The sequence below is a fragment of the Pseudomonas sp. yb_2 genome (assembly GCF_043103905.1).
GTDB classification, from domain to species: Bacteria; Pseudomonadota; Gammaproteobacteria; order Pseudomonadales; family Pseudomonadaceae; genus Aquipseudomonas; species Aquipseudomonas alloputida.
The window spans coordinates 1-16,382 of the sequence record NZ_JBICKH010000065.1 but is presented as its reverse complement, the minus strand read 5'-3'; the positions used below and the strand labels follow the sequence as shown (position 1 = coordinate 16,382).

Genomic DNA, 16,382 nt, shown 5'->3' with positions numbered 1-16,382 from the left:
CATGCGTCGCCGTCGTCATACCGAGGAACACGAAAACCACGAGCGCTGGCTGGTGTCGTACGCCGACTTCATCACGTTGCTGTTCGCCTTCTTCGTGGTGATGTATTCCATTTCCTCGATCAACGAGGGCAAGTACAAGGTTATTTCCCAGGCCTTGCTCGGGGTATTCAACGATCCCGAGCGCAGCATGAAGCCGATCCCGATTGGCGATGAGCAGCCGCTCAGCGTGCGCCCGGCCGAACCGCTGGTCAAAGACAGCGAGCAGACCGAAGCGGGCCTGGCGGCGACCAATGTCGACCCGTTGAAAACCATCAGCGATGACGTGCGCGATGCCTTCGGCGACCTGATCAACAGCGACCAGATGACCGTGCGCGGCAACGAGCTGTGGATCGAGATCGAGCTCAACTCTTCGCTGCTGTTTGGCAGTGGTGACGCGATGCCCAGTGACAAGGCGTTTGCGATCATCGAGAAGGTGGCCAGCATCCTCAAGCCGTTCGCCAACCCGGTGCACGTCGAAGGCTTCACTGACAACCTGCCAATCCGCACCGCGCAGTACCCTACCAACTGGGAGTTGTCCTCGGCGCGCGCGGCCAGCATCGTGCGGCTGCTGGCCATGGAGGGCGTCAACCCGGCACGCATGGCTTCGGTGGGCTATGGCGAGTACCAGCCGGTGGCCAGCAACGATACCGCCGAAGGGCGCGCACGCAACCGCCGGGTGGTGCTGGTGATTTCCCGTAACCTGGAAGTGCGCCGCAGCCTGACCGGCTCGGGCAGCGCCAATGCCACACCGGATGCCGCATTGCGCCGGGCTGGCACACAAAGTGCACCGGCAATACAAGCAACGGTAGCGAGGCCGTGATACGTCAATTCCCCGTCGCCGCTGTCCCCTGCAGGCGCGGGTTTACCCGCGAGCCGGGCGACGCGGTGTATGGCACCGGTTGCACCGGTGTTCGCGGGTAAACCCGCTCCTACATTGATTGCGCGAGCTTTCGAATTTTGAGCAAGGCAGTGTCCCTGCCAAATCAATAGATAGAGTTTGCTTGATGAGAGTCTGGGCAGTAGCCAATCAAAAAGGTGGTGTCGGCAAGACCACCACTACCATTGCCCTGGCCGGCCTGCTGGCCGAGGCCGGCAAGCGCGTGGTCGTCGTCGACCTCGACCCGCACGGCTCGATGACCAGCTACTTCGGGCACAACCCGGATGCCCTGGAGCACAGCTGCTACGACCTGTTCCTGCACAAGGGCACGGTGCCCGAAGGCTTGCCCGGGCAACTGCTGCTGCCCACCAGCGATGAGCGCATTTCGCTGTTGCCGTCGAGTACCGCCCTGGCGGTGCTGGAGCGCCAGTCGCCAGGGCAGAATGGCCTGGGCCTGGTAATCGCCAAGAGTCTGGCGCAGCTGTGGCAGGATTTCGACTATGCCCTGATCGACAGCCCACCCTTGCTGGGTGTGCTGATGGTCAATGCCCTGGCCGCCAGCCAGCAGCTGGTGATCCCGGTGCAAACCGAATTCCTTGCGGTGAAGGGCCTGGAACGCATGGTCGGCACCTTGGCCATGGTCAACCGTTCGCGCAAGCAGGCGCTGCCGTACCAGATCGTACCGACCCTGTTCGACCGTCGTACCCAGGCGTCGCTGGGCACCCTCAAGCTGCTGCGTGACACCTACGGGCAGCATGTATGGCAGGGCTACATTCCGGTGGATACGCGCCTGCGCGATGCCAGTCGCAAGGGCGTCACGCCTTCGCAGTTCGACAGCAAGAGCCGTGGGTTGATCGCCTACAGGGCGCTGCTCAAGCACCTGCTCACCTACAAGAACGCAGTGCAGGTAGCCTGATGACTCAAACCCGGCAAACCAGCACCCGGCCCCAGATGGCCCTGCAATCGTACCTGGACGGCCTGCTGCAGGAGGCCACCGAGGCCGAAGACCTGAGCGAGCAGCCGGCAGTGGCGGATGAGTTCGCCGAGGCGGTGCGCGAGGAGCAGGCACGCGATGCCCGACAGCCAGCCCGGCCTGAGCCCGCCGAAGCCGCCGCCGCCAGCTTTGCCCCGCGGCCGTTCGCCGAACCCCGGCTGGCGGTACTGCCCAGCGTGATGCCGGTGGAAGCCCCGGTGGTGACGGTGGTCGAGCAGGAGGTCGTGGCCGAAGCCAGCATCCCGGTACTGGTCGAAGAACAAACCGTGGAACCGGCTGTGCCGCTGGTCGATGTGCATCTGCCGGCACCCAACCTGCCCGTGCCCCCGGCCACTGTCGACGGTCGTCCGGTGTGGGCGGCCGAGCCGTTCGAATGCCTGCTGTTCGACGTTGCCGGCCTGACCCTGGCGGTGCCGTTGGTGTGCCTGGGCTCGATCTACACCCTGGCTGGCCAGGAGCTGACGCCACTGTTCGGCCAGCCCGACTGGTTCCTCGGCATCCTGACCTGCCAGGCCGGCAACCTGAAGGTGCTGGACACTGCGCGTTGGGTAATGCCCGACCGCTACCGCGATGATTTTCGCCAGGGCCTGCAATACGTGATTTCGGTTCAGGGCTATGAATGGGGGCTGGCGGTGCATCAGGTCAGCCGCTCGCTGCGCCTGGACCCGTCGGAGATCAAGTGGCGCAGCCAGCGTGGCCAGCGCCCGTGGCTGGCCGGCACCGTAATCGAACACATGTGCGCACTGCTCGACGTCGCCGCACTGGCCGAGCTGATCGCCAGCGGTGCGGTCAAGCAGATGCACGCCAAACAGAAATGACACAGAACATACCGCCAACGGCGGATTTTGAGGGTAGGGGAATGAAAAAGTCGTCTGCACAAGGTTCCGAAGATCCGATCCTGCAGTGGGTTACCTTCCGTCTGGACAACGAGTCCTACGGCATCAATGTCATGCAGGTGCAGGAAGTCCTGCGCTACACCGAGATTGCCCCGGTACCGGGTGCGCCGAGCTACGTGCTGGGCATCATCAACTTGCGCGGCAACGTGGTGACGGTGATCGACACGCGTCAGCGTTTTGGCCTGATGCCGACCGAAGTGACCGACAACACCCGTATCGTCATCATCGAAGCCGACAAGCAAGTGGTCGGCATCCTGGTCGACAGCGTGGCCGAAGTGGTTTACCTGCGCCAGTCCGAAATCGAAACCGCGCCGAACGTGGGTAACGAAGAGTCGGCCAAGTTCATTCAAGGCGTGTGCAACAAGAATGGCGAACTGCTGATCCTGGTCGAACTGGACAAGATGATGACCGAGGAAGAGTGGTCCGAGCTGGAGAACATCTGAGTTGATCCTAGAGGTTGCTGTCATCTTCCTGGCGCTGGCCTGGGCGCTGAGCCTGTGGTTTTTCCTCAACTACAGCAAGCGCCAGCGCGAGCTGGCTGCGCAGCAGGCCGAGGGGGATGCGCTGCGTGACCAGCGCATCAAGGACTTGGCCAAGCGTCTGGATGACTACCAGAACGGCACGGTGCGCATGGGTGAGGCCATCCATGAGCTGCGTGCGGCGGTGGCCACCCTGCCGGACCGGCTGGAACGCCTCGAGCAGCGCGACCCCAGCAACGTAACTTTCAGCCAGGCGGCCAAGCTGGTGGGGATGGGGGCGAGTATCGATGAGTTGACCCAGAGCTGCGGCCTGACCCAGGCCGAGGCGGAGTTGATGAGCAAGGTGTACCGGGCTCCTTGACGGGGTACCCTCGGCAGCAGGTTCGTCGCATGGGAAATCGAGCGGCGCCCCATGCTCCGCTCGATCTGAAAGGTGTCGCCAGGCTCGTTCAGTACCCGCTGTTCATTTCAATTGCGAACCCAGGAGTGATTGCCGCCCACGCCGGCGAACCGGTTCAGGGGCAGCAGTTGCTTCAGGGCTGTATTGGCTTGCGAAGGGTTGATGAATGGATAGGTGTTGACGCGTGGCATGGTGTGCAGGTTGATGATCTGGCGCAGGGTCCGCAACCCGGGTAGATGGCGATCGACCACTTCAGTGAGCAGTGCCGGCCCGGTGAGGTAGCTGAGCGTGTTGGCATAGCGGTAGAAACCGCTCGGGTCCTGTTCCAGGCTCGGTCGGCTTTCGTAGAAGTCTGCATGGGTCTGGAAACGTGCGAGCATTTCATCGGAGATCGCATCCAGCAGTGGGTTGCCTGGGTGGCTACCAATGAGGCTGGTGTTGTACAGGCAATTCATGCTCATTTTCTCGTTGGACATCGGCGGTGGCAGCAGCAGCCCATCGGGTGGGGTGCGCAGCTCGACCTGATCGATCGTTTCGCCCTTGCCGTCCGGCAGCAGGAAGTCGTCCACGTCCATGTACAGCCCACCCTCATGGTGCAGCATCCGGTAGCGCAGCACATCGGTCGCAGACGCGTAATTGGTGGCGATGCCACCGTTGCCATCCAGCGCTGCCTCGTACTGCGCGTAATAGCGGCTCTGGCAGAAGGCCCGGAAGAAGCCTTGCTCTTCAAGCGGCAATACCTGCAGCCCTGGGGCCCGGGCTGCCAATAGCCTTGCGTTCTGTTCGTAAGCGGTAGGCGAAGCCTTCGACAGAAACAGGCGCATGCTGTATTCACTGTCGCTCAGGCGCGCGGCGTTGGCGGCAAGGTTGGCCAGCAATGGCTCGCTAATGACTTTGTCGCCGACCCAGAGGCTGGAGATAAGTTTGGGGATGGGGGCGCTGTCCGGGGCCGGTGTCGGAATGGTGACTGGCAGTGGCAGGTCGACACCCAGCGCGCGCAAGGTTCGGGTGCGCATGGCGTCGGTGACTGGGCGCTGCCTGTCGAGCGCCACAAGGTCACGGCTGCCAGGCACTGCGATGTAGGCTTGCGGCTCGACCTCGTTGACGGTTTCCTTGATGATGAATGCGTCGTGCTCCAGGTCATAGACCACGCGTGCATTGTAGGTTTCGATGCTGCATTCCAGGTCGTCCAGTTCGCCATCGTAGTGTGGCAAGCGTATCACCGCGCCGGCAACAGCCGGGTCGCCTTCGTCAAGCGGTGTAATCGGCTCGTGGTGGTGGAAGTACTCCGCGCCTTCTGGCTCTGGAAGCCGCGGTGGGCTGGTCGGGCTTAGCGGATAGCCGAGCTGCCCGTTGACCTCGCGCGGCATGACAAAACCATCGCTTTTGAACTCGAACAGGGCCTTGATGCCTGCTGTGCCCTCCGTTGCCAGCGGTACGGCGTTGAACAGCCCCCAGGCGATGTCGCCCACCCCCTCCTGTTTGGCTTTCAGGCTGTGGCCGTTGATCACCTGATCCAGGCCCAGGCCCAACTGGGCAATGCCACCGAGCGCCAGCAGTGGCGCCAGCCCCGGCACCACCAGGCACAGTGGCGCTAGCAGGTTGAGCGTATTGGTGAGGTAGCCTCGCCATTTGGCTTTGGTAACCTGGCTGTCGGTGGTGATGACAAAATCGGCATCGTCATAGCTGCGCTGGCGCTGGCGCTCGGTCAGGGCTGCGAACATATCCCCGGTCAGTTTGGGGTTGTATTTGCCAGGTTTGTAGTTCACGTAGGTTCTGGGGGGCCAGACGCCATCATCGTTGAAATAACCGTGTTCAGGCGGCAGCCGGTGCCGGTCCGGATAGTCGCCAAGGCCCTCGAGCGCGGTGTCCAGGCCACTGAAATCCAGGCCCTGGGGACGGTCGGCGAGCCTGAAGTGTTGCTTTAGCGCTTCGCGTCGGGCGGGGTCCTTGCACTGATCGCCCACCCAGTCCTTGAGCAGGTTCTCGCTGGCGAATTCGAGCAAGGGCGAGCTGTTACCTGGCATGTACAGCAGGGTCAGATCGCTGTGGGGGGCATTGATGTACAGCAGGTCGGTGGCCGCATAGCCATAGATGCTCAGCGTGCTCACCCGTATCTTGAAGCGCTGCGGCATCATGCCGGCGGCTTGCCATGCCAGCTCCCTGGCAGCATTGCTCAGGCGCCCCTGGCTGACCTGGGCGTTGCAGGCGGCGATGAAATTGAGCTTGCTGGCCAGGCGGTGAGTGTCCTGATGCTCCTGCCAGTAAGCGTCGAGCATGACTTTGAACGGCTGGTGAAAGTCCAGCGCTTCGATGAACCGCTGGAAGGCTTCAGCCGGAACCTGAATGTGGGTCGAGGCATCGTAACGGGCGGGGGACGATCGCTGGAACAGGCCGTTATACACCTCGAAGGCGGCGCCCTGATGGCCAAAGCCCAGCGTTGGCAGGCGATCGACCAGCTTCAACGGCCCTTGGGGGAAGGTGCCTGCCCAAGGGTTGGCGAACAGTGCGCCGATGAGGTTGTTATCGGACTCCCCTTGCCAGTTGCCCAGCAGCGCCTGGGTCATGCTCTGGGTCTGCTGGACCGCTGCCACATACCCTTGGTCATCCGGCCGGTAGTGCAGGGTGACCACATCGACGCGATCGGGGTCGATATGCACACCTTGCCCGGCAAGCCACTGCCGGATCAAGCGATGGGCTTCGCGGTCCGGGCGAGGGATGTTGGCCAGATGGTCTACTACGAACTGCACGCCTTTGGCGTTGATTCTGCTGTCGATCATGACGGTACACCTTGTACGTGGGAGGCCGACAAGGTTGGGCGCATGGAGGCGGAGGGGGTGGTAGATAGTTACTGGCCAGTGCCGGGCAGCGGGGGCAATGGTGGGGTGATATCGCGCTCTGCCGGGCCCGGATCATCGAAGCCGGCGGGTACCTTGCCGCGCAGGTGCCAGGCGAAGGCGATGATCTCGGCAATGGTCAGGTACAGCGCCTCGGGTATTTGCTCGCCCAGCTCCAGCCGCGCCAGCAGCCGCACCAGCTCGGCGTTTTCGTAGATCGGCACTTCGTGTTCGCGGGCGAGCGCAAGGATGGCCTCGGCCAGGTCCTCGTCGCCCTTGGCGGTGAGGGTCGGTGCCTGATGGCCGTCGTAGTTCAGCGCTATGGCTTGGCGTGGTGTCGTATCGTTCATGCGGTTTCGTCCACCCAGCGTTGTTCCATCCGTGTGCGTGGCCCCTGCGGCGGGATGCCCGGGTGGCACTCCAGGTCGCCGACTTCCAGGCCCCGGGCCAGCAGGCGCGCGCGCAGCGCGCCAAGCTGGGTGTCGATCAACCGCGCGGTCTGCTCACGCTCCGCCCATAGCTGCCCGCTCAGGCGGCCCTCGCTCAGTTGTGCCTGCACTTGCAGGGGGCCGAGCGGGGACAGGTCGAAGGCCAGCTCGATGCGCCACAGGGCTTGTCGAGGGTCTTGGGCTTCATGTTGGCGGTCGGCCTGTTGTTGTGGGGTTTCTTCGCGCTGCAGTTTGACTTGCAGCGGGATGAAGTCCTGGCCGTGGCGGATCGGCACTTCAGTTTGCCAGGTGGTCTGCAGGTTGCCGTTTTCCAGCGTGCCGGTTTGTTGCAGGCTGCTCATGGCGTGGCTCTGCAAGCGTGAAACGGCAGCGGCAGCCAGGCGCAGCAGCTGTTGCAGGTCGCCTTCCTCTTCCATGGCCTTGAGCAGGCGCGACGGTAATGGGAACGCGCCCGGCTGCGGCTTGGGGCTGACCCGCTCGAGCATGCCCAGTGCGCTGCGCGCCAAAGCCGGCATAGTCACGGCCAGGCTGGCGGGGTTGAGATTGGCAGTGCTTGCCGGGAGGGCAGGGGCCTGGGCCATCAGCCGCAGCAAATGCGCCTTGAGGTCGGTGGCGACGCTGGCGGTGGACCCACTCAGCAGCTTCGCTTCGAGAAAGCTGCCGCTGTTGTTCAGGGCCTGGGCCACTGCCTTGGCGTCGCCCAGTTGTCGGGCGTCCGGCAGGCTTGCCAGCAGGCGTTCGGCGCTGGCGCGCAGGTCGCCATCGACGCCTGGGTCGCGGGTGAGCTGTTGCAGGGCGTTGAGCAGGCCGGGTAGCGAGGCTTGGCGGTTTTGCTGGGTCAGCAGCTGTTGGGCAATGCTGAGTTGGTCCTGCCTGCCGCTGAGCGGCACGAAGCGCAATGACTGATCACCCTGCACCAGGGCGCTGAGCAGGCTGCCAATGGCCAGCGGGCGCGGGCTGTCGATGCTCAGCGTGGCACCGGCCTGGTTGCTGTTGAGCAGGCTGACCAGCGCCCGGTACACGGCCGGTTGGCCGGGTGCCTGGGCCAGCAGCTGGTTGGTCAGGACCTTGCCTTGCAGCAAGGTGCCGACCGGCACCTTGCTGGTGTCCAGCTGGGTGAGGGTGGCGACCTGGCTGGCGCTGGCCTGTTGCAGCATGATCGCCAGGCGGTTGCTTTCGGTCTGACTGACGGTGATCTGGCTGCCTTGTGGCAGCGGCTGGCTGGCGTTGGCCTGAAGCTGGGTCTGCACGCCGTTGGCCTGCATCAGCCGTAGCACCAGCTGAAAGTCCTGGCCCGTCTGACGCAACGATAAAACCTCGGCTTGCGCGGTTTCGCCAGGAGCCAGCAACCCAGGCTGCGCCTGGATCAGGCGCAGCAGATCGCCGGTCATGCCCGCCTTCATGGCTTGGCTGTTGATCGCGGTTTGTGCGCCGAGACTATTGATTTCAGTCATGATTGTATACAACCTGTCGAGCCCGGCCTCTTGGCAGCGCGGCGGCGCGTGTAATAATGCCGCGCGCCTGTGGTTGCCAGTATAACGGCAGCGCGCGGGGCGACTTGAGACACAAGGGTTCTGGAGCGGTGTTGGCTGCTTCAAAGCCCTACTGAAGATAAGGCGAAACCGTGACCCTTCACCTCCAAGCCGCAGGCCTGGCCTGCGAGCGCGACTGGCGCCTGCTGTTCGAACAGCTCGATTTCGAGCTGGGCGCCGGCGACATGCTGCAGATCAGTGGCCCCAACGGCAGCGGCAAGACCAGCCTGTTGCGCCTGTTGGCCGGGCTGATGCAGCCGACGGCCGGGCAGATTCTGCTGGGTGGCAAGCCACTGGCAGAGCAGCGTCATGCCCTGGCCAGCGCCCTGCTGTGGATTGGCCACGCCGCCGGCATCAAGGACTTGCTCACCGCCGAGGAGAATCTCACCTGGCTGTGCGCCTTGCACCAGCCGGCCAGCCGCGAGGCGATCTGGGCGGCGCTGGAGGCTGTCGGCCTGCGCGGTTTCGAAGACGTCCCCTGCCATACCCTGTCGGCCGGCCAGCAGCGCCGCGTGGCGCTGGCCCGGCTGCACCTGGCTTGCCCGCCGCTATGGATTCTCGACGAGCCGTTCACCGCGCTGGACAAGCAAGGCGTGGCGCAGCTTGAAGCGCACCTGGCAGCCCACTGCGAGCAGGGCGGCACGGTGGTGCTGACGACTCACCACACACTGGAACGCAAGCCCTCCGGTTACCGAGAACTGAACCTGGGGCAATGGGCTGCATGAGCGTATTCATTTTGCTGCTGCGCCGCGAAGCGCGCCTGCTGTTCCGTCGACCGGCCGAACTGGCCAACCCGTTGGTGTTCTTCGCCATCGTCGTGGCCCTGTTCCCGCTGGCGGTCGGCCCGGAAAGCCAATTGTTGCAAACCTTGTCGCCGGGCCTGGTCTGGGTGGCAGCGTTGCTGGCCGTGCTGTTGTCGCTGGACGGCCTGTTCCGCAGCGATTTCGAAGACGGCTCGCTGGAGCAATGGGTGCTATCGCCGCACCCACTGGCGCTGCTGGTGCTGGCCAAGGTGCTGGCGCACTGGATCTTTTCCGGGCTGGCGCTGGTATTGTTGGCGCCACTGCTGGCACTGATGCTGGGGCTGCCAAGCCATTGCCTGCCGGTGCTGCTCGGTTCGCTGCTGCTGGGTACGCCGGTATTGAGCTTGCTGGGCGCGGTAGGTGCGGCACTGACCGTCGGCCTTAAACGCGGAGGTTTGTTACTGGCGTTGCTGATTCTGCCGTTGTATATCCCTGTATTGATCCTGGGCAGTGGTGCGTTGCAAGCGGCGTTGCAAAATATGCCGGCAACCGGCCATCTGCTCTGGCTCGCCAGCCTGACGGCCCTGGCCGTTACCCTGGCACCCTTTGCGATAGCGGCCGGCCTGAAGATCAGCGTCGGCGAATAACGAGTCCCGGGCTCTCAAGCCCGGCAAATACCCTGGATGTACCCTGATGAAAATAAGCTGGACGTGGTTCCACAAGCTGGGCTCCCCGAAATGGTTCTATGCCATCAGCGGCCGCATGCTGCCGTGGCTGGCCGGTGCTGCCGTGCTCCTGCTGCTGGTCGGCATCACCTGGGGCCTGGCCTTCGCCCCCCAGGACTACCAGCAGGGCAACAGCTTCCGCATCATCTATATCCATGTGCCGGCGGCGATGCTGGCGCAGTCCTGCTATGTGCTGCTGGCGGTGGCCGGGGTGGTGGGGCTGGTGTGGAAGATGAAACTGGCCGACGTCGCCCTGCAGTGTGCCGCGCCCATTGGCGCCTGGATGACCGCCGTGGCGCTGGTTACCGGCGCCATCTGGGGCAAGCCGACCTGGGGCAGCTGGTGGGTGTGGGATGCCCGCCTTACGTCCATGCTCATCCTGCTGTTCCTGTACTTCGGCATTATTGCGCTGGGCCAGGCGATCAGTAATCGTGACAGTGCAGCCAAGGCCTGTGCGGTGCTTGCGATTGTCGGTGTGGTGAATATCCCGATCATCAAGTATTCGGTGGAGTGGTGGAACACCCTGCACCAGGGGGCCACCTTCACCCTTACCGAAAAGCCGGCGATGCCGGCCGAAATGTGGCTGCCGCTGTTGTGCACGGCGCTGGGTTTCTACTGTTTCTTCGGCGCCGTACTGCTGCTGCGCATGCGCCTTGAAGTGCTCAAGCGCGAAGCACGCGCCAGTTGGGTCAGGGACGAAGTATTGAACAGCTTGGGGCGGAGGGCCGCACAATGAGCTTTGCCACCTTCGGTGACTTTCTCGCCATGGGCCACCATGGCCTGTACGTGTGGTCGGCCTATGGCATCTGCCTGGCGGTGCTGGCGCTGAATGTCGGTGCGCCACTGCTGGCCCGTCGTCGCTATTTGCAAGAAGAGGCGCGCCGTTTGCGCCGGGAGAACAACCAGTGAATCCGCAGCGCAAGAAACGCCTGTTGCTCATCGTCGGCCTGCTGGTCGGCGTCGGGGTTGCCGTCGGCTTTGCCTTGAGCGCATTGCAGCAGAACATCAACCTGTTCTATACACCGACCCAGATCGCCAACGGCGAAGCCCCGCTGGACACGCGCATCCGCGCCGGCGGCATGGTGGAGAAAGGCTCGGTGCAGCGTTCGGCCGACTCGCTGGACGTGCGTTTCGTGGTAACCGACTTCAACAAGTCGGTACCCATCACCTACCGCGGCATCCTCCCCGACCTGTTCCGCGAAGGGCAGGGCATCGTCGCCCTTGGCAAGCTCAATGCCGACGGTGTGGTGGTAGCCGATGAAGTGCTGGCCAAGCACGACGAGAAATACATGCCGCCCGAAGTCACCAAGGCCCTGAAGGAAAGCGGCCAGGCCGCTGCCGGCGGGGAGACGAAGCCATGAACGCAGCACTGGTAGTCCCCGAACTGGGCCAGTTGGCGATGATTCTGGCCATCTGCTTTGCCGTCGTACAGGCCAGTGTGCCGTTGCTTGGCGCGTGGCGTGGCGACAGCCTGTGGATGAGCCTGGCGCGGCCGGCAGCGTGGGGGCAGTTCGCCTTCCTGGCGTTTGCCTTTGCCTGCCTGACCCATGCCTTCATGACAGACAATTTCTCGGTCGCCTATGTGGCCAGCAACTCCAACAGCGCCTTGCCCTGGTACTACAAGTTCAGTGCGGTGTGGGGCGCCCATGAGGGTTCGTTGCTGCTTTGGGCGCTGATCCTCGGCGGCTGGACCTTTGCCGTGTCGGTGTTCTCCCGGCAGTTGCCGCAGGTGATGCTGGCCCGCGTGCTGGCAGTAATGGGCATGATCAGCGTGGGCTTCCTGAGCTTCCTGATCATTACTTCCAACCCGTTCCAGCGCCTGCTGCCGCAGGTGCCGACCGATGGCCGTGACCTCAACCCGCTGTTGCAGGACTTTGGCCTGATCGTGCATCCGCCGATGCTGTACATGGGCTACGTGGGCTTCTCGGTGGCCTTCGCGTTCGCGATTGCCGCCTTGCTCGGCGGCCGGCTGGACGCTGCCTGGGCGCGCTGGTCTCGGCCGTGGACCATCGTCGCCTGGGCGTTCCTGGGTGTTGGCATCACCTTGGGGTCGTGGTGGGCCTACTACGAACTGGGCTGGGGTGGCTGGTGGTTCTGGGACCCGGTGGAAAACGCCTCGTTCATGCCTTGGCTGGTGGGCACCGCACTGATCCACTCGCTGGCGGTGACCGAGAAACGCGGGGTGTTCAAGAGCTGGACCGTGCTGCTGGCAATTGCCGCATTCTCCCTGAGCCTGCTGGGTACCTTCCTGGTGCGTTCCGGAGTGCTGACCTCGGTGCACGCGTTTGCCGCCGACCCGTCGCGGGGTATTTTCATCCTGTTTTTCCTGCTGTTCGTGGTCGGCGGCTCGCTCACCCTGTTCGCCCTGCGCGCACCGGTGGTCAAGAGCCAGGTCGGTTTCGCCCTGTGGTCGCGTGAAACGCTGCTGCTGGCCAACAACCTGGTGCTGGTGGTCGCGGCTTCGATGATTCTGCTCGGTACCCTGTACCCATTGGTGCTCGATGCCCTGACCGGGGCCAAGCTGTCGGTCGGCCCGCCCTATTTCGACGCCTTGTTCCTGCCGCTGATGGCGCTGCTGATGGTGGTGCTGAGCGTGGGCGTGGTGGTGCGCTGGAAGGACACCCCAGGCAAATGGCTGGCCAGCATGATGACCCCGGTATTGATCGGCAGTGCCATCCTTGCCCCGGTTGCCGGCTTTATCGTCGACGACTTCGATTGGCCGACGCTGACGGCCTTCGCCCTGGCCGCCTGGGTGGTGCTTGGCGGGCTGCGTGACATTTTCGACAAGACCCGCCACAAGGGCCTGGTCAAAGGCCTGCCGGGCCTGGGCCGCAGCTACTGGGGCATGCAACTGGCGCACCTGGGCCTGGCGGTTTGTGCGCTGGGCGTGGTGTTGTCCAGCAACAACAGCGCCGAGCGTGACCTGCGCATGGTGCCGGGCGAAAGCGTGGAGCTGGGTGGCTACCACTTCCTGTTCCAGGGCGCCAAGCACTTCGAGGGGCCGAACTTCATCTCTGACAAGGGCACCATCGTGGTCAGCCGCGAGGGCCGTGAAGTGACCACACTGTACCCGGAGAAACGCCTGTACACCGTGCAGCAGTCGATGATGACCGAAGCAGGCATCGACGCCGGCTTTACCCGCGACCTGTACGTCGCGCTTGGCGAGCCACTGGAGAATGGCGCCTGGGCTGTGCGCGTACATATTAAGCCTTACGTCCGCTGGATCTGGCTGGGCGGTCTGCTGACCGGCCTGGGCGGGTTGCTGGCGGCCCTCGACCGGCGCTACCGCGTCAAGGTCAAGACCCGGGTGCGTGATGTCCTGGGCGTGTCTGGAGCAGCTGCATGAAGCGTTGGATCATGGTAGTGCCCCTTGCAGTGTTCCTGCTGGTGGCGGTGTTCCTCTACAAGGGGCTTTTCCTCAAGCCCGACGAGCTGCCTTCGGCAATGATCGGCAAACCGTTCCCGGCGTTTTCCCTGGCGTCGACACAGGGGGACCGCACCCTGACTCAGGCCGACTTGCAGGGGCGCCCGGCACTGGTCAACGTGTGGGCCACCTGGTGCCCGTCGTGCAAGGTCGAGCACCCGTACCTGAACCAGCTGGCACAGCAGGGTGTGGTGATCCATGGGGTCAACTACAAGGATGACAACGCCGCCGCGCAGAAGTGGTTGGCCGAGTTCCACAACCCCTATCAGCTGGATATTCGTGACGAACAGGGCAGTCTGGGCCTGGACCTTGGGGTGTATGGGGCGCCGGAAACCTTCCTGATCGATGCCAAGGGCATCATCCGCTACAAGCACGTCGGCATCATCGATGCCACGGTCTGGCGTGAACAGCTGGCGCCGTTGTACCAGGGCCTGATCGACGAGGCCAAGCCATGAGGCGCTGGCTGGCAGCTGCGGTGCTGGGCCTGACCCTGGCCGGTGTGGCCAAGGCGGCTATCGACACCTACCAGTTTCGCGACGAGGCAGAGCGCGAGCGTTACCAACAGTTGACCAAGGAACTGCGCTGCCCCAAGTGCCAGAACCAGGATATTGCCGACTCCAACGCGCCGATTGCTGCCGACCTGCGTCGAGAAATCTTCCGCATGCTTGGCGAAGGCCAGAGCAACCAGCAGATCATCGATTTCATGGTCGACCGCTATGGCGACTTCGTGCGCTACAAGCCGGCGCTCAGCGGGCGTACCTGGCTGCTGTGGTTTGGCCCGGGGATCTTGCTGGCCGGTGGCTTCGTGGTGCTGGCGGTGATCGTACGCCGGCGCCGTGCTACGGCCGTGCAGGGCGCCGATGAGTTGTCTGCCGAAGAACGCGAGCGTCTCGCCAAACTGCTGGAAAAAGAACAGACCCATGATTGAATTCTGGCTTAGCGCGGGCCTTCTGCTGCTCGCTGCCCTCAGCTTTTTGCTGCTCCCGATCCTGCGTGGCCGCCGTCGCCAGCAGGAAGAAGACCGCACGGCCTTGAACGTGGCCCTTTATCAGGAACGTGTCGCCGAACTGGCGGCCCAGCAAGCCGCCGGTGTGCTCGATGAGGCGCAGATGGCCAAGGGCCGGGACGAGGCTGCCCGCGAGCTGCTGGCCGATACCGAAGGTGCCGAGGCCCCGCGCCAGGGGCATTTGGGCAAGGCCCTGCCGCTGCTGGCTGCGGTACTGGTGCCGCTGATGGCGCTGGGGCTGTACCTGCATTTTGGGGCGGCCGACAAGGTGGCGCTGACCCAGGAGTTTGCCGAGGCACCCAAGTCGATGGAGGAAATGACTACGCGCCTTGAACGCGTGGTGCAGGCCCAGCCGGATTCGGCCGAGGCCATGTATTTCCTTGGCCGGGCCTACATGGCCGAGCAGCGCCCGGCCGATGCCGCGCGTACGTTCGAACGGGCCGTGGCCTTGGCTGGCCGCCAGCCCGAGCTGCTGGGGCAGTGGGCCCAGGCCCAGTACTTTGCCGCCAACAAGCAGTGGAGCCCGCAATTGCAGGCGCTGACTGACGAAGCGTTGAAGGCTGACCCCAACGAGGTGACCAGCCTGGGCCTGCGCGGTATTGCTGCGTTTGAAGGCGAGCGTTATCAGGAAGCCATCGACTACTGGAAGCGTTTGCTGGCGCAGTTGCCAGAAGGTGATGCATCGCGAGCGGCGTTGCAGGGTGGTATCGACCGCGCCGCCGAGCGCCTGGGTGGGGTGCCAGCAGAGGCGACCGAGCCTGCACCTGTGGCGGCTCGCCTGAAAGTGCGGGTGGAACTGGCGGCTGCCTTGAAGGACAAGGTTCAGCCGGACGACACGGTGTTTATCTTCGCTCGCGCCAGCAATGGCCCGCCGATGCCGCTGGCGGCCAAGCGGGTGACCGTGGCGCAGTTGCCGATCGAGGTGGAGTTGTCTGATGCTGATGCGATGATGCCGCAGATGAAACTGTCGCAGTATGCCGAAGTCCAACTGGTTGCACGTGTTTCACGCGCGGGTCAGCCTACCCAGGGTGAGTGGGTTGGCCGGGGTGCTCCGTTGTCTAGCGCCACCCAGGCTACCCAGCGCCTGACCATCGACACTCCAGACCAGTAAGAGAGCAATGCCATGCACAGCACCGTCCGCCTGACCCTGATTACCCTGGCCTTGGGTTTGTCTGCGTGTACGGTGCATGAGCCGTACGAGCAGCCCGCGCCACCGATCGAGCGTGTGCCGCCGTCGGGGCCGGTGGTCAAGCCCTTGCCGGGCAGGCAGCCTGCCACTTCGCCGAGCAAGCCGGCGGCGATACCCAAGCCCATGCCGCGTACCTCGGCCAGCTTTGCGCCACCGCCTGGCGGGGCAAGCCACTGGGATCCCAAGCTGGGTGTATATGTATTGGAGAAGCAGCCCAATACCTTCTACCGGCAGCGTACCTACTATCGGTTTGATAACGGCTGGAGCTGGTCGTTGAGCCCGAATGGGCCTTGGCAGGAAACTGACAGCAGTGGTGTACCAGGTGGGTTAGGGCGGGCGTTCGCACAGTAACACTGTTTCTGTATCTGCTTCTGCTGCTTCTGCTTCTGCTTCTGCTTCTGCTTTTGCTTGTAAGCGCGCGGTAGTTCAGGCGACGCAGATTGCGACTTCAGAAGGCCGAGCGCAGGGCTTGCGAAGGGAGGTGACGGGCATGGATGCCCGTCAAGCGCTGAGGCCCCATGGATGGGGCCTGCAGCGCGTACTCCCGGGAGCAAGACCGTAGCGAGGGAACCCCGGAGCGTAGCGCAGGGGCCGGATGATAGGAGCCAGCGTTTTTTGGTTACTTTTTGTCGCGTTTGACAAAAAGTGACCCGCCGTAAGGGCGGAAAGGTGACTATGCGCCCCCTGCGCGAATGAATACCTACGCGATGTGGATGCCCACATCCAAGAAGCAAGAAGCAAGAAGCAAGAAGCAAGATGCGAACTCGTCTGTTTTGACTCAGCGAACCGTCC

The 16,382-nt window shown here is 63.7% G+C and carries 18 protein-coding genes; 15 read left to right on the top strand and 3 right to left on the bottom strand.

The window, feature by feature from the left end; genetic code table 11:
- Nucleotide 1: 1 nt before the first annotated feature.
- The 5 genes from motD (at nt 2) to ACF8FB_RS15635 (ending at nt 3,646) form a co-directional block, all read left to right on the top strand.
- Nucleotides 2–859 (top strand): flagellar motor protein MotD, encoded by an 858-nt coding sequence (motD, locus tag ACF8FB_RS15655; RefSeq protein ID WP_010955065.1) that lies wholly within the window; start codon nt 2–4, stop codon nt 857–859.
- Between the two features lie 184 nt (nt 860–1,043).
- On the top strand, nt 1,044–1,832 hold the full coding sequence (locus tag ACF8FB_RS15650; RefSeq protein WP_010955064.1) for a ParA family protein: 789 nt from the start codon (nt 1,044–1,046) through the stop codon (nt 1,830–1,832).
- Nucleotides 1,832–2,728: a CheW domain-containing protein gene (locus ACF8FB_RS15645; RefSeq protein WP_012051648.1), complete on the top strand. Its 897-nt coding sequence runs from the start codon at nt 1,832–1,834 to the stop codon at nt 2,726–2,728. Before ACF8FB_RS15650 ends, ACF8FB_RS15645 begins: the two co-directional genes overlap by 1 nt.
- Before the next feature lie 41 nt (nt 2,729–2,769).
- On the top strand, nt 2,770–3,249 hold the full coding sequence (locus ACF8FB_RS15640; protein ID WP_003254393.1) for a chemotaxis protein CheW: 480 nt from the start codon (nt 2,770–2,772) through the stop codon (nt 3,247–3,249).
- A gap of 1 nt (nt 3,250) precedes the next feature.
- Nucleotides 3,251–3,646 (top strand): DUF2802 domain-containing protein, encoded by a 396-nt coding sequence (locus ACF8FB_RS15635; RefSeq protein ID WP_010955062.1) that lies wholly within the window; start codon nt 3,251–3,253, stop codon nt 3,644–3,646.
- A 107-nt stretch (nt 3,647–3,753) separates the two neighbouring features.
- On the opposite strand, the gene ACF8FB_RS15630 is transcribed toward ACF8FB_RS15635, so the two are convergent.
- The 3 genes from ACF8FB_RS15630 to ACF8FB_RS15620 all read right to left on the bottom strand — a co-directional run bounded on the left by ACF8FB_RS15630 (nt 3,754) and on the right by ACF8FB_RS15620 (nt 8,425).
- Nucleotides 3,754–6,465, bottom strand: a complete 2,712-nt coding sequence (locus tag ACF8FB_RS15630) for a dermonecrotic toxin domain-containing protein (protein ID WP_392511540.1) — start codon at nt 6,463–6,465, stop codon at nt 3,754–3,756.
- A 68-nt stretch (nt 6,466–6,533) separates the two neighbouring features.
- The gene (locus ACF8FB_RS15625; RefSeq protein WP_010955060.1) at nt 6,534–6,872 is read right to left on the bottom strand and encodes an EscU/YscU/HrcU family type III secretion system export apparatus switch protein; all 339 of its coding nucleotides are present in this window, start codon (nt 6,870–6,872) and stop codon (nt 6,534–6,536) included.
- Nucleotides 6,869–8,425 carry a flagellar hook-length control protein FliK gene (locus tag ACF8FB_RS15620; protein WP_392511539.1) on the bottom strand — a complete coding sequence of 519 codons (1,557 nt, stop codon included), beginning with the start codon at nt 8,423–8,425 and terminating at the stop codon, nt 6,869–6,871. The genes ACF8FB_RS15625 and ACF8FB_RS15620 overlap by 4 nt, the downstream gene beginning before the upstream one ends.
- 170 nt (nt 8,426–8,595) lie before the next feature.
- Here ACF8FB_RS15620 and ccmA point away from each other — a divergent pair, with 170 nt between their 5' ends.
- The 10 genes from ccmA to ACF8FB_RS15570 are packed head-to-tail and all read left to right on the top strand — an operon-like array spanning nt 8,596 to nt 15,941.
- Nucleotides 8,596–9,228 (top strand): cytochrome c biogenesis heme-transporting ATPase CcmA, encoded by a 633-nt coding sequence (gene ccmA, locus ACF8FB_RS15615; RefSeq protein ID WP_003254385.1) that lies wholly within the window; start codon nt 8,596–8,598, stop codon nt 9,226–9,228.
- On the top strand, nt 9,225–9,893 hold the full coding sequence (gene ccmB / locus ACF8FB_RS15610) for a heme exporter protein CcmB (RefSeq protein WP_012273477.1): 669 nt from the start codon (nt 9,225–9,227) through the stop codon (nt 9,891–9,893). Before ccmA ends, ccmB begins: the two co-directional genes overlap by 4 nt.
- A 46-nt stretch (nt 9,894–9,939) precedes the next feature.
- Nucleotides 9,940–10,707: a heme ABC transporter permease gene (locus ACF8FB_RS15605; RefSeq protein WP_010955058.1), complete on the top strand. Its 768-nt coding sequence runs from the start codon at nt 9,940–9,942 to the stop codon at nt 10,705–10,707.
- Nucleotides 10,704–10,880, top strand: a complete 177-nt coding sequence (gene ccmD, locus ACF8FB_RS15600; RefSeq protein ID WP_003254380.1) for a heme exporter protein CcmD — start codon at nt 10,704–10,706, stop codon at nt 10,878–10,880. The genes ACF8FB_RS15605 and ccmD overlap by 4 nt, the downstream gene beginning before the upstream one ends.
- Nucleotides 10,877–11,332: a cytochrome c maturation protein CcmE gene (gene ccmE / locus ACF8FB_RS15595; protein ID WP_003254379.1), complete on the top strand. Its 456-nt coding sequence runs from the start codon at nt 10,877–10,879 to the stop codon at nt 11,330–11,332. The genes ccmD and ccmE overlap by 4 nt, the downstream gene beginning before the upstream one ends.
- Nucleotides 11,329–13,317 (top strand): heme lyase CcmF/NrfE family subunit, encoded by a 1,989-nt coding sequence (locus ACF8FB_RS15590; RefSeq protein ID WP_392511538.1) that lies wholly within the window; start codon nt 11,329–11,331, stop codon nt 13,315–13,317. Before ccmE ends, ACF8FB_RS15590 begins: the two co-directional genes overlap by 4 nt.
- Nucleotides 13,314–13,850 carry a DsbE family thiol:disulfide interchange protein gene (locus tag ACF8FB_RS15585; RefSeq protein ID WP_392511537.1) on the top strand — a complete coding sequence of 179 codons (537 nt, stop codon included), beginning with the start codon at nt 13,314–13,316 and terminating at the stop codon, nt 13,848–13,850. The genes ACF8FB_RS15590 and ACF8FB_RS15585 overlap by 4 nt, the downstream gene beginning before the upstream one ends.
- Nucleotides 13,847–14,323 (top strand): cytochrome c-type biogenesis protein, encoded by a 477-nt coding sequence (locus ACF8FB_RS15580; protein WP_392511536.1) that lies wholly within the window; start codon nt 13,847–13,849, stop codon nt 14,321–14,323. Before ACF8FB_RS15585 ends, ACF8FB_RS15580 begins: the two co-directional genes overlap by 4 nt.
- A complete protein-coding gene (ccmI, locus tag ACF8FB_RS15575) occupies nt 14,316–15,512 on the top strand; it encodes a c-type cytochrome biogenesis protein CcmI (RefSeq protein WP_392511535.1) in 1,197 nt (398 codons plus the stop codon). Before ACF8FB_RS15580 ends, ccmI begins: the two co-directional genes overlap by 8 nt.
- A gap of 12 nt (nt 15,513–15,524) precedes the next feature.
- Complete coding sequence (locus ACF8FB_RS15570; RefSeq protein WP_003254373.1) at nt 15,525–15,941, top strand: hypothetical protein; 417 nt, start codon at nt 15,525–15,527, stop codon at nt 15,939–15,941.
- Nucleotides 15,942–16,382: the final 441 nt, after the last annotated feature.